Source organism: Streptomyces sp. Ag109_O5-10 (assembly GCF_900105755.1).
GTDB lineage: Bacteria > Actinomycetota > Actinomycetes > Streptomycetales > Streptomycetaceae > Streptomyces.
In genome coordinates this window covers 5,712,406-5,725,279 of the sequence record NZ_FNTQ01000001.1, presented here as the reverse complement: position 1 = coordinate 5,725,279, position 12,874 = coordinate 5,712,406, and the positions used below count along the sequence as shown (strand labels likewise).

Sequence of the window (12,874 nt, the reverse complement as noted above, 5' to 3'; positions counted from 1 at the left end):
ACACGCGAAACGGCGTTCCGTTCCGGGAACCACCCCGGAACGGAACGCCGTCCTCCGCGTCACCGAATACGCCGGCTAGCCCTGATCGACCATGAACTTGACGGCGTCCACCACGTACTCGCCGTAGTGAAGGGCCGAGCCCAGTTCCTCGAGCCGTGCGTAGTGCTCCGGCGAGACCGCCGCGCCGTGTCCGGTACCGGATTCCGCCATCGCCCGCAGCAGCAGCCGGAAGGCCAGGTCAGGTGTGCAGTGCCGGAGGCACTCGGCCAGGTCGCGCCTGACCTCGTCCGGCACGAACCGGGCGGCTGCGATCTCGGCGAGCACCGCGTCCGCCAGTTCCTCACCACCGGTCGTGCCCGGCACGTCGGGCGGGCCGACGCCGTCCGCCGTGTTCCTGGCCAGCCAGGCGTCGCAGAGCGCGATGAGCGTCTCCATCCACTGGGCCCCCGACGTGACACCGGTGGGCCCTCCGGAGAAGAAGGCCGGCCTGGTCGCCGTCCCGGCCAGCCACAGCGCCTCGATCGTTGTCGAGGGAAGGCGCAGCAGCAACCGCGCGTCGTGCCGGACCGCGAGAACGGCGCCCGGGGCCAGCTCGTCCCACAGGTGGTACTCGGCCGCCGCGCGCGCCGTGGGCCCGTTGTGCGACCAGTCCTCGTGGAACTGGCTCATCAGCCATGTCAGGCCGAAGTCGAACTCGTCTGTCCGGTGCACGTGTCGTCACCTCCTGGATCGGGAACTAGACCGGAAACGCCGTGAACACATAGAAGCCGTTCTTGTGTCCTTTCGCTCTCTTGAGCACGATCTTGTACGTGTTCCCGGCGGGGGCGATACTACGATCCGCCTTGGCCACGTAGCCGAGGGAGCCCGACCCGAAGGTACCGGTCAGCGGCTTCTCCCGCGCGCTGCCGCGGAGCCACTTCTGGATCTCCGCCGCCTTGCCGGCCAGGGCGTCGTCCACGACCGCCTGGGCCGTCGCGAGGTCCTTGAACACGCCGTTGGGGCCACCCTTGCTGACAGCGAGGTCGATCGCTCTCTGCTGGGAGGTGACGAACCCGGCTGCCGTACCGGCCGTGTGTTCGTCGAGGGTGTGCGCCAGCCCGCTGAACTCCCGCGCGTCGGCAACGAGGTTGTTGCAGTTGTGGACGAGAACCGGGTCGGCGCCGGCCACGACGTAGAAGGTGTGCAGGCCGGACACCGTCAGGTCGAACACGGTCACCGGCGCCGCGTCGTTCCGGTCGAGCACCGCGGTCACTGCGCGACGGGTCCCGTTGGGGGCCCGCAGGCTGTCGTCGGCGCGCAGGTCGGACGCCAGGGTCCAGCCACGGCCGTCGACGTAGAACCGGTGCCCCGGTGTGCTCGTGAGGCGACCGCCGCCCGTCAGGGTGATGGTCAACAGCTCCCGGGCCGGATGCGAGAACGTGTCGGTGACCGGCTCGCCCACGGTACGCCCGGTGGCGGGGTCGGTGGCCAGCAGCAGGTCGCCGAATCGCACGTCGCGGATGGCCTTGCGGCTGCCGTCGGCGAGGACCACTTCGGTGCCGCCGGGGAAGCTGTTCGTCGGGCACGCCGTGCGCAGTTCCTCGTAGACCTGTGCGTTGTGCTCGATCTCGGAGAGCGTGCGGGCGTCGACGTCCAGTGCGCGCAGCGCCTTCAGGGCGTCGTCGATGCCGATGCCGGTGCGCAGGGCGGTGTCGACGGCGCGGATCGCATCGGTGATCTTTCCGATCGGGCCGCCCAGCGGAAGCCAGGTGGCGGCCCAGGCGCAGTCGCCGTAGCTGCCGTCACCGGTGCCGGTGACCTTGTGCCAGCATCCGGTGAAGTCGTCGATGATCGAATGGTAGAGGCCCGTCCACAGGTCCTTGGTCGCCTCCCAGGAGGAGATCTTGACGTTCTTCTTCAGGCCCTTGAACGTCTTGGTGGTGAGGAAGTACGTGTCCTCGGCGGGGCAGCCCGCCTCGGTCGCCGGGACGTCGGGGTTCTCGCAGTAGTAGTAGCTGACGACCGCGTCGAAATGCACTTCGAAGACCAGGTCGCAGGGCAGGTGGGAGCAGTCGTCCGGCAGCCGCTGCGGGTCGCCCTGCTGCTTGATGTCGTCGATGACGGAGAACACGCCGCCGACCCCGGTTCCGGTCCCCGCGCCGGTCTGGACCTGCTTGTTCGCGTCGGCGGCCGCCGCCTGGTCGGCCGCCTGCTGTGCCGACTCGGCGTACTTCTGGGCGTCCTTGGCCGCCTCCTCGGCCGCGGTGGCCTCGGCGTCGGCGCGGTCGGCCGCGGCGCGGGCGTCCTTCGCGGACTGCTCGGCCTCGGCGGCCGCCGTGCGGGCCGCGTCCGCGTCGAGGGCGGCCTGGTCGGCGGAGGCACGGGCGTCCTTGGCGTAGCCCTCGGCGTTGCCGGCCGCCTGGTCGGCGGCCGCCGCGTCGGCGGTGGCCTGCTGGTCGTACTCGATGGTGCGCGCCAGTGACTTCTGCGCGTCCGCCGCGTACTGCGCCGCTTCGGACGCGTAACCCAGCGCCTCCTTCGAGGACCTGCGGGCGTCGGCGGCGTGACCGGCCGCCTCGGCGGCGATCGTGTACGCGGCCTTCGCGTCGCCGGTCGCCGAGTCGGCGAGGCTCTGCGCCTGTGCGGCGTTCTTCTGCGCGTTGGCGGCGTGCGCCTCGGCGACGGCCTGCTGCTGCTGGGCGATCGTCTTCGACGACTGGCCCGTCAGGACGGCGAGTCCCGCCGCGGAGTCGGTGTCCACGTAGGGCGAGCCGAGCTGGATCGCGTCGTTGGCCGGTGCGGCGACCTGCTGCGCGGAGGCTCCGGCGTCCTCGGCCGCCTGCGCGGTGGTGTACGCGTGACCGACCGCGTCGGCCGCGCCGGCGACCGCCTTGACGGCCTCGGCCTGGGCCGCGTCGGCCTGCTTCTTCGAGTCGGCCGCGTGCTGCTCCGCCTCGTCGGCCAGCTTGACCGCGGTACGGGCCGCGTCGGCCGAGGCCTGGGAGGCCTTGATGGCGTCCGCCGCCGCGCTGGTCGCGGTGCGCACCGCCGCGTCCGCCTTCAGCTTGGCGGCCTGGGCGTCGTCCGCGTCGGAACGGGCCCGCTTGGCCGCCGCCTCGGCACGGGTCGCCGCGGCGTCGGCGTCGGCCGCGGCCTGGCTCGCCGCGTCGGCTTCGGCACGGGCCGACGTCGCCGCCGTCTCCGCGTCGTCGGCCGCCTGGTCCGCCTGGTCGGCCGCCGCCCGTGAGTCGGTCGCGGCGTCGTCCGAGTCGTGCGCGTCGGCGTAGGCGTCCTTGGCGTCGGCCTTCGCGCGGGCCGCGTTCGCCTTGCTCTGCGCGTCCCACGCGTCGTCCGACTTGCCCTTGGCCCGGTCCCGTGCGGCCTCCGCGTCCTGACGCTTGGCGCGGGCGGTGGACTCGGCGGTGTCCGCCCGGTCCTTGGCGTCGGCGGCGGTCTTCGCGTACCCCTCGGCGTTCGTCTTGTGCTGCGCGGCCTCGGCCTGCTTGGCCGCGGCGGTCTCCTTCTCCGCCTTCGCCGTCTGCTCCTCGGCCTCGGCCGAGAGCCGCTTCGCGTGCGCGGTGGCGGCGGCCGCCTTCGCGTCGGCCTCCGCCTGCTGGGTCTCGCCGAGCTTCGCCTTCGCGGTGTCCCGCGCGGCCTTGGCGGTCCGCGCCTGTACGGCGGCCGCGTCGGCGGCGGCCTTCGCCTGTGCGTTGGCCTCCTGTGCGGCGGCCGTACGGAACGCGGCCTTCGACTGGGCCGCCTGGGTCACCGCGCGGGCGGCGATGGTCGCGCTGTCCCCGGCGGACGCCTTGGTCGCCGCGTAGGCGGTGTCGCCGGCCTTGGACAGGGCGTCGAGCGCGGCCGCCGACGCCTTGGTGACCTGGGCCTTCTGCTGTCCGACGAGCAGGCCCCGGCCGCGCGGGGCGCCCGCCTGGTCGGCGATCGTGTAGGCGGCCTGGGTGGCGGTGTCCGTGTCGGTGGCGGCCTTCTTCGCCGCGGTCACCTGCGCCTTGAGGAGGTCGAGCTGGGTCTTGGCCGCGGTCTGGGCGTCGGTGACGCCCTTCTTCGCCTTGTCGAACTGGGCCTTGGCCGGGTAGCCCAGCTTGTCGGTGCCGTTGTGGCCGGAGGGGGCGAAGTCGAACTTCTGCGGGTCGGTGCCCTTGCAGTCCCACATCCGCGCGTCACGGCCGTTGTCGTAGGTCGCGAGGTCCAGGCAGTTGCCGGTGCCCGGGTTGTACAGGCGGCTGGTCCCGTGGGTGCCGTACTCCCACTTCTGGGCCGCGCTCTTGCCGTTGCAGGTCGAGATCTGCACGACGGTCCCGTTCGCGGTGCCGCCGCCCTTCACCTCCAGGCACTTGCCGGAGTTGACGTTGACGAGCGCGTCGCCGCTGATCGTCCACTTCTGCCCGGCCGAGCCGTTGCAGGTGTAGATCTGCACCGGCGTGCCGTTGTCCTTCTTGCCGCCGCCCACTTCGAGGCACTTGTCGGCGGCCCCGTGCGCGTGCACGATCATCGGGCTGTCGCCGATCCAGCCGGGGCCGCCGGCCGACCAGTAGTCCTGCCAGCGGGCGAGGCGGTCGGCGATCCAGGACTGGCCGAGCAGTTCGCCCAGCGCCTTGGAGCCGGTGGCGAGCGCCTTGGTGGCGTCGCGGTTCGCGTTGAGGATCCGGTCGCGCTGGCCGGCCTGGGCGGCGATCTCCCGCTGCCACTCGGCGGACGCGTCCGCGACCTCCCTGCCGAGGACCCGGTTCGGGTCGACGGGGCTGAGCCAGTCGCAGGAGGCGAACCGTGACTTCAGGTCCTCCACGGCGATGCGGTACTCGACGCTGCCCGGCTCGGGCGCGGTGCGGGGGAAACCACCGGAGGAGAGGAAGACACGGGCGTCGTCGGTGCCTGTCGGAGACAGGGAGGAGTTCACCAGGCCGTCCCACGCCTGGTGTTCTGCGTAGGCCTGCTGCCACTGCGGGGCGGGGAGCGAGGGGTCCGGGTCACCGCCGTAGAGCGGGGTGCCGAGGTCCTTGACCGCCTTCACCGTGGCGCCGTCGGCCTTCGGGGTCGGGTCCTTGTAGAAGTCGTCCTCGGCCTTCCAGAACTGGGCCGCGATCCACTGGCCCAGGCCGGTCTGCTCGAAGAAGCCCGGGCCCGTGCCGGTGGTCCCCGGTGGCCAGTGGAATCCGGTCTCGGTGAACCCGGCCGGGGTGCTCAGGCCGTCGAGCGGCTTCTCCCAGACGTCGACGTACGCGTTGAGGGCGTCGCCGGCCTTGTCGGCGGCGTCCTTGTCCTTGTCGTACGCCGTCGACAGCGGGGTGGTGTTCCAGTACTCGCGGTTCGCCGCGGTGTGCAGCTTGTCGGGGGTCTGGTCGAGCCCGTCCTGCGCGGTGCTGAACATCGCGGTGCCGCCCGTGCGCAGCACCTCGGCCATCAGGCACTGGTCCTGGCGGAGTTGCTCGGCGGCCTTGGCGTCGAAGCCGTCGTAGCTGTCAGCCACCGGGCTGAAATCGGGCGCCCGGTGAGGGGTGAGGTCCGGTCGGCCGGCGACCGTGGCGAGTACGGCGAGCGCGAGGACGGAGGGGACGAGTCGGCTGAGACGGCCCGTTTTCCGCGTAGGGGGCATGACAAGGCCGGGTCTGGAACGCAAAGGAGCACCCCGTTTTTCCATGAAGAGGGCAGGCGGGGGCCCCGCTGGAAGAGGTGACGTGTGCCCGTGGCGACGGTCAGAGCCGCCGGCCCCTCCCCATGGCGACGATGTTCCCCCGGTCGCTGATGGACGCGCGCGGAAGCGGAGTGGTCAGCTCGGCTCAGCACACGCATCAGACCTTAGTAAGTCTGTGCGATATTTGTGAATGGTTTTTGACCAGCCGGATCAATCATCTTCACACGACCGCGCTGCGTCCCCCTGTGGCCCCGCGAACACGACGAGGGCCCGGTGGTCTGTGACCACCGGGCCCTCGCAACATGGAGATTGTGGAGATGGCGGGAATCGAACCCGCGTCCAACGGTGCGGAACCAGGGCTTCTCCGTGTGCAGTTCGCTGTGATTTTCTCAGCCCCGGCGATCACGCGAACAAGTCGCCGACGGGCTCAGTCACTGTTAGATTTCCCTCTTCACCCCGTGACCGGGATCAAGGTTTAGTCCCCTAGCTGATGCCAGGATCCGGGTCGGGAACAGCCCCGGGCTGACACTCCCTGTATAGGAGGCTCGCTGTCGCTACCTGAGATCAGGCAGCGAGGGCGAAGGCCTGCTGGGAGGAATCGCGCTTGGAAGTGGCGATTATTTTTTTCGGCCTGTGGTTTACGAGATCATGGCCGCTTTCTCGACACGCTTCCCCTGCCTCGACATCCGCTGTCGAAACCGATCATCCCCATGTTGATTTTTCAATCTTCACACCGGCTTCCCCCGGTGTTGGTGCCATCGTACGTGAACAACGCACGCCGATGCCACTACATTCCCGCGGGCCTAGGCCTCCCGCTGGCGCCGCTTCGCCGCCGCGATGGCGCGCCCCGCCTCCCGGCGGTCCTGCTGCTCGCGCAGGGTCTGCCGCTTGTCGTACTCCTTCTTGCCTCGCGCGAGGGCGATCTCCGCCTTGGCCCGGCCGTCCCTGAAGTACAGGGCGAGGGGCACGATCGTGTGACCGGTCTCCTGGGCCTTGGCCTCCAGCTTGTCGATCTCCTCCCGGTGCAGCAGCAGCTTGCGCTTGCGGCGCACCGAGTGGTTGGTCCAGGTGCCCTGGCTGTACTCCGGGATGTGGGCGTTGTGCAGCCACGCCTCGTTCCCGTCGATCTGCACGAAGCCGTCGACCAGCGAGGCCCGGCCCTGCCGCAGCGACTTCACCTCGGTGCCGGACAGGACGAGGCCGGCCTCGTAGGTGTCGATGATCGCGTAGTCGTGCCGCGCCTTCTTGTTCTGCGCGACGATCTTGCGCTTGCCGCCCTTCTCGCCGTCCCTGGCTTTGGCGGCCGTCCCCTGCTGCTTCTGCTGGGACTCTTTCGGTACGTACATTCCCTTGGCCATAGTGCCCTCCATTTTCGCACTACGGAGGGGGTGCGAGGGAAGCGGTTAAGCGGGCTACTAGGTGCTACGAGGGGTCGCCCAGTCCGCTCAGCACGGTCTCCGCCCGCTCCAGCGCCCCGGAGGACACCTCCAGGTCGGGGGTGATCCCCCGGCCGTCCACGGCGTGATCCGAGGGGGTGCGGTAGTGACCGACGGTGAGCTCGGCGACCGAGCCGTCGGGAAGGCGGGTGGGCATCTGGATGGAGCCCTTGCCGAAGGTGCGGGAGCCGAGGACGACCGCGCGGCCGCGGTCCTGGAGGGCGCCGGTGAGCATCTCGGCGGCGCTCATGGTGCCGCCGTCGACGAGCGCGACCAGGGGTCGCACGGTGTCGCCGCCGGGTTCGGCGTGCAGGGAGCGCTGGGCGCCGTTCACGTCGTAGGTGGCGACCAGGCCGCCGTCGAGGAAGGCGGAGGCGGCGGTGACGGCCTCGCTGACCAGGCCGCCGGAGTTGCCGCGCAGGTCGAGGACGATCCCGCCGTTGGCCGGGGCCTCCCGGACGGCGGTGCGCACCAGCTCCCCGGAGCCCCTGGTGAAGGCGGAGACCTTGATGACGGTGATGCCGGGGGCCGGCTTGCGCACGGTCACCGAGTCCGTCGAGAGCAGCGCCCTGCGCAGGGTCTCGCTCCACGCGCGCGTGCCGCGTTCGAGAGCGAGGGTGACGGTCGTACCGGCGCGGGCATCGGTGGCGTCGCCGCGCAGTAACGAGACGACGTCGGTGACGGGCCGCCCGTCGACGTCCTCGCCGTCGATGCTGCGCAGCCGGTCGCCCTTCCTGATCCCCGCGGCGGCCGCGGGCGACCCGGCCTGCACCTTGGCCACGTCGATCCGCCCGTCCGCCGTCCGCCGGGTCCACAGCCCCACGCCCGTGTACTGGCCGTCGAGTGCGTCCTCGAACTCCCGGTACTCGCCCTCGGAGTAGACCGCGGCCCACCGGTCCCCGCTGCGGCTCACGGCCCGTTCCGCCGCCTCCATGGGGGACTTGCCGTCGGCCATCGCCTCGGCGGCTGCCTTCGCGACGTCCTCGTGCCCGGCGGCCGGACGTGCGGCCCCGGTGGGCGTCTTGCGGTCGGACTGCCCGGGGTCCGGGAACGCCCCGGTGGCCGCCCCGGTCACCAAGAGCCCTGCGAACACCAACGTCAGAGCCGCCCCCCGGCGAACCCGGCGGGGCTGACAGAACAGCTCTCGGCCTGACATGCGGGTGAGTCTAGGACAACGCAAGAGGGCCGCACGGGCTGTTGCCCGTACGGCCCTCTTGGCATGCGTCACACCTTCAGGTACTTGCGCAGCGCGAAGAACGCGGCAAGCGCGGGCATCAGAAGGCTCGTTGCGAGGATCAGCGGGAGCTTGGTCAACACCGCGTCCCAGCCGATGAAGTTGATCAAGTTCAGCTTGTGGGACAGGTCCAGGCCGTGATCGATGATGAAGTACCGGGCGATCACGAGGAATCCGCAGGCGACCGTGCCGCCGATCAGGCCGGCGACGGCGGCCTCCGCGATGAACGGGGCCTGGATGTAGAAGCCGGAGGCGCCGACCAGGCGCATGATGCCGGTCTCGCGCCGACGGCTGAACGCGGAGACGCGCACCGTGTTGACGATCAGCATCAGGGCGACCACCAGCATCAGGGCCATGACCATGCGGGCCGCCCAGTTCATGCCGTTGAGCAGGCCGAAGAGGTTGTCGAGGATGCCCTTCTGGTCCTGGACCGACTGGACCCCGTCACGGCCGTCGAAGGCGGTCGCGACGACCTGGTACTTCTCCGGGTCCTTGAGCTTGATCCGGTACGACTCCTGCATCTGGTCCGGCGTGAGCGAGTCGGCGAGCGGCGAGTCGCCGAACTGCTCCTTGTAGTGCTTGTACGCCTCGTCCTGGGACTCGTAGGTGACCTTCTCGACCACCGACATCTTGCCGAGGTCGGCCTGGATCTGCTTCTTCTGGTCCTCGGTGACGGCGCCCTTGGCACAGTTGGGGTCGGACTCGGCGTCGCTCTTGTTGCAGAGGAAGATCGAGACGTTGACCTTGTCGTACCAGTAGCCCTTCATGGTGTTGACCTGGTCGCTCATCAGGAGCGAGCCACCGAAGAGCGCCAGGGACAGGGCGACCGAGACGACGACCGCGAAGGTCATCGTCAGATTGCGGCGGAGACCGACTCCGATCTCCGACAGTACGAACGAGGCGCGCATGGCGTCGGGTTATGCCTTTCCGTGGACGGTCGCGGTCAGTGCTGGTAGCCGTAGACGCCTCGGGTCTGGTCCCGGACGAGGCGGCCCTTCTCCAGCTCGATGACGCGCTTGCGCATCTGGTCCACGATGTTCTGGTCGTGGGTGGCCATGATCACGGTGGTGCCGGTCCGGTTGATGCGGTCCAGCAGCTTCATGATGCCGACCGAGGTCTGCGGGTCGAGGTTGCCCGTGGGCTCGTCCGCGATCAGCAGCTTGGGCCGGTTCACGAAGGCGCGCGCGATGGCCACGCGCTGCTGCTCACCGCCGGACAGCTCGCCGGGCCTGCGGTCCTCCTTGCCGCCGAGCCCGACGAGGTCGAGCACCTGGGGCACGGACTTGCGGATCTCGCCCTTCGACTTGCCGATGACCTCCTGGGCGAAGGCCACGTTCTCGGCGACCGTCTTGTTGGGCAGCAGGCGGAAGTCCTGGAAGACCGTCCCGAGCTGGCGGCGCATCTGCGGCACCTTCCAGTTGGACAGCCGGGCGAGGTCCTTGCCGAGGACGTGCACCTGGCCGTGGCTGCACCGCTCCTCGCGGAGGATCAGCCGCAGGAAGGTGGACTTTCCGGAGCCGGAGGATCCCACGAGGAAGACGAACTCGCCCTTCTCCACTTCCAGGGAGACGTCCCTGAGTGCGGGGTGGGTCTGCTTGGGGTAGACCTTGGAGACATTGTCGAATCGGATCACGGATGCACCACGGGTCGCCGGGGGTAGATGAGCGTGACCATACGCGAGTCGGGTGAGGAAGCGCAGGCGCCGGTCACAGTTGGGTGAGGCTTGTGCGGTTTTGTTCCGGGGCAGTCTTTCCGGAGCACCCAGGAGGGCCGGTGTGAGGTCCGCGGACGGCCGCGCCCTTTCCGGGGGAACCTGGCACAGTGGGAGGGGAACGTTCTCGTTCCGCGGAACGTTGTGTGGGTAATGGCCGGTGCTAGGAGGGCGAGCGCATGACGTACGACCGGTTGGTGTGCGCGAACTGCGCGGCGCCCGTGAGCGAGGGCCGGTGCCCCGTGTGCCGTGCCAATCGCGAGCGTCTTCAGCAGGAGAGTTTCCTCGGCGGTCTGAACCCGATGGCACTCATCGGGCTGCTGGCGGTACTGATCGCCGCGGTGGCGCTGCTGGCGGCGCACCAGACCGCGTAACGAAGCTCACACGCGAAGCTCACCCAAGAGCGACCGAGGGGCCCTGAGCCGCTGCTCAGGGCCCCTCGTCCGTTGCGGTGCGCATACGCTCCGTGAGCGGACGACTACCGTCAGGCGGCAGCGCCGCCGCGTCCGCCCACGAGACGCGGCAGGACGCGGAAGCCGATACCGCCGGCGATCATCGTGGCGGCGCCGACCAGGAGGAAGGCCGTCTGCCCGGCACCGGTCTCGGCGAGCTGCTTGCCGCCACCCTGGGCCTCGGTGTTCGAGGACCCGGTGTCGGTGAGCGCCGAGGTGCCGGCCTCCTGCGCGGAGGTGCCGGAGTGGCCGTCGGTGCCGGTACCGCCGGAGGTCGAACCACCGGTGGACGAACCACCCGAGGTCGAACCACCCGAGGTCGAGCCGCCGGAGGTCGAGCCGCCGGTGGACGAGCCACCCGAGGTCGAGCCGCCGGTGCCGCCGCCGCCCGTGGTCGAACCACCGGTCGTCGAACCGCCGGTGGTCGAGCCGCCGGTGTCACCACCGCCGGTGGTCGAACCGCCGGTGTCGCCGCCACCGGTGTCCGTACCGCCGGTGTCGGTGCCACCCGTGTCCGTACCGCCGGTGTCCGTACCGCCGGTGTCCGTGCCACCGGTGTCCGTACCGCCCGTGTCGGTACCACCGGTGTCCGTGCCACCCGTGTCGGTACCACCGGTGTCCGTACCACCCGTGTCCGTGCCGCCGGTGTCCGTGCCGCCGGTGCCGCTGGTACCCCCGTCGTCACAGGTCGGGTCCACGACGATGTCGCACGGTGCGCCCGTGCCCCCGTCGTCGTCGCCGGTGTCGACGGTCGCGCCGACACCGCTGTCGGTCACGCTCACGCCGATGTCCAGGGCGGAAGCGGCGCCGGCGGCCGTGAGAGAGGCGCCGGCTGCGATCACTGCGCCGGCGGCTATCCGCGCGACGCGGAGACGCGTCTTCTTCGTCATATGGTTGCTACCCCCAGTAGCTGATCGTCAGTGCGGCGGCGCTCGGGGCCGGTGCTCGACGGAGACAGCTACGAATATTCAAGGCCCCCGGTTCACATGCGCCCCAGAGATACGCATGCCACACTTCACCCTTCCGATTTTCCAAGGGCACGTCAAGGCCGTTGCGCGCGCGATGTCCAGTTGCGCACCCAATGCCGGGAGTTGAAGCGTGTGAGTGTGACGTAAACCCCAGACATACGAGAACTGCCGCCCGGTGGGCGGCAGTTCCAGATCGGTCGACTCACCCTGGGCGAGTCGACAAAGCTACTTCTCCTGCTGCTTGCGCCAGCGAATTCCGGCCTCCAGGAAGCCGTCGATCTCGCCGTTGAACACGGCCTCGGGGTTGCCGACTTCGTACTCGGTGCGCAGGTCCTTGACCATCTGGTACGGGTGCAGCACGTACGACCGCATCTGGTTGCCCCAGGAGTTGCCGCCGTCGCCCTTGAGGGCGTCCATCTTGGCCTGCTCCTCCTGGCGGCGCCGCTCCAGGAGCTTGGCCTGGAGGACGTTCATCGCGGTGGCCTTGTTCTGGATCTGCGACCGCTCGTTCTGGCAGGAGACCACGATCCCGGTCGGGAGGTGCGTGATGCGCACGGCGGAGTCGGTGGTGTTGACGCCCTGGCCGCCGGGACCGGAGGACCGGTACACGTCGATCCTGAGCTCGCTCTCGTCGATCTCGACGTGGTCGGACTGCTCGACGACGGGGAGCACCTCGACACCGGCGAAGGAGGTCTGCCGTCGGCCCTGGTTGTCGTACGGCGAGATGCGCACGAGGCGGTGCGTGCCTTGTTCCACGGAGAGGGTTCCGTAGGCGTACGGCACCTGCACGGCGAAGGTGGTCGACTTGATGCCGGCCTCTTCGGCGTACGACGTCTCGATGAGCTCGGTCTTGTAGCCCTTCTGCTCGGCCCAGCGCAGGTACATGCGCTGCAGCTTCTCGGCGAAGTCGGCGGCGTCGACGCCACCGGCCTCGGCACGGATGTTGACCAGGGCTTCCCGGGAGTCGTACTCCCCGCTGAGCAGGGTGCGGACCTCCATCTCGTCCAGCGCCTTCTTGACGGCGGCGAGCTCGGACTCGGCCTCGGCGCGGGTGTCCGGGTCGTCCTCCTCGTCGGCCATCTCGAAGAGCACCGCGAGATCGTCGATCCGTCCGCGCAGCACCTCCGCCTTCCTGACCTCGGCCTGGAGGTGGCTCAGCTTGCTGGTGATCTTCTGCGCCTCGTCCGGGTTGTCCCACAGGGACGGCGCGGCCGCCTGCTCCTCGAGCACGGCGATGTCTGCCCTCAGCTTGTCGAGGTCCAGAACGGCCTCGATCGACTCCATGGTCGAGGAGAGGGACTTGAGCTCTTCGGATACATCGACGACTGCCACGCCTCCAGCGTAACGGCTCCGCCAACCGAGGATGGCCGACGGGCACCACCGCCCGTTCGCGGGTCCGGGCCGACCCCGGGTCCTTGCCGGGGTCCGCGGCGAAGCCTCG

Annotated in this window: 9 protein-coding genes and 1 other RNA gene; 1 reads left to right on the top strand and 9 read right to left on the bottom strand. The window is 69.9% G+C overall.

The genetic code is table 11. The features are described from left to right. Positions 1-75: 75 nt before the first annotated feature. The 7 genes from BLW82_RS26180 to ftsE form a co-directional block, all read right to left on the bottom strand. The gene (locus BLW82_RS26180) at positions 76-711 is read right to left on the bottom strand and encodes a hypothetical protein (RefSeq protein WP_256215958.1); all 636 of its coding nucleotides are present in this window, start codon (positions 709-711) and stop codon (positions 76-78) included. Between the two features lie 25 nt (positions 712-736). Further along, positions 737-5,593, bottom strand: coding sequence for a ricin-type beta-trefoil lectin domain protein (locus BLW82_RS26175; protein WP_093502308.1), 4,857 nt, complete (start codon positions 5,591-5,593; stop codon positions 737-739). A 348-nt stretch (positions 5,594-5,941) separates the two neighbouring features. Then, positions 5,942-6,342, bottom strand: a transfer-messenger RNA (tmRNA) gene (gene ssrA / locus BLW82_RS26170). A gap of 93 nt (positions 6,343-6,435) precedes the next feature. Beyond that, entirely contained in the window at positions 6,436-6,978 is a 543-nt protein-coding gene (smpB, locus tag BLW82_RS26165; protein ID WP_093508269.1) for an SsrA-binding protein SmpB, read from the bottom strand. Positions 6,979-7,054: 76 nt separating this feature from the next. Next, positions 7,055-8,224: a S41 family peptidase gene (locus BLW82_RS26160; protein WP_177233069.1), complete on the bottom strand. Its 1,170-nt coding sequence runs from the start codon at positions 8,222-8,224 to the stop codon at positions 7,055-7,057. Between the two features lie 68 nt (positions 8,225-8,292). Beyond that, complete coding sequence (ftsX, locus tag BLW82_RS26155; RefSeq protein WP_093502304.1) at positions 8,293-9,210, bottom strand: permease-like cell division protein FtsX; 918 nt, start codon at positions 9,208-9,210, stop codon at positions 8,293-8,295. 35 nt (positions 9,211-9,245) lie between these two features. Beyond that, complete coding sequence (gene ftsE, locus BLW82_RS26150) at positions 9,246-9,935, bottom strand: cell division ATP-binding protein FtsE (RefSeq protein WP_093502302.1); 690 nt, start codon at positions 9,933-9,935, stop codon at positions 9,246-9,248. A 257-nt stretch (positions 9,936-10,192) separates the two neighbouring features. On the opposite strand from ftsE, the gene BLW82_RS26145 reads away from it, so the two are divergent. After that, positions 10,193-10,387, top strand: coding sequence for a hypothetical protein (locus tag BLW82_RS26145; RefSeq protein ID WP_089106595.1), 195 nt, complete (start codon positions 10,193-10,195; stop codon positions 10,385-10,387). A gap of 110 nt (positions 10,388-10,497) precedes the next feature. Here BLW82_RS26145 and BLW82_RS44585 read toward each other — a convergent pair whose 3' ends face one another. Beyond that, the gene (locus BLW82_RS44585) at positions 10,498-11,355 is read right to left on the bottom strand and encodes a hypothetical protein (protein ID WP_093502300.1); all 858 of its coding nucleotides are present in this window, start codon (positions 11,353-11,355) and stop codon (positions 10,498-10,500) included. Between the two features lie 303 nt (positions 11,356-11,658). Next, a complete protein-coding gene (gene prfB / locus BLW82_RS26135; protein WP_093502298.1) occupies positions 11,659-12,765 on the bottom strand; it encodes a peptide chain release factor 2 in 1,107 nt (368 codons plus the stop codon). Between the last annotated feature and the right edge of the window lie 109 nt (positions 12,766-12,874).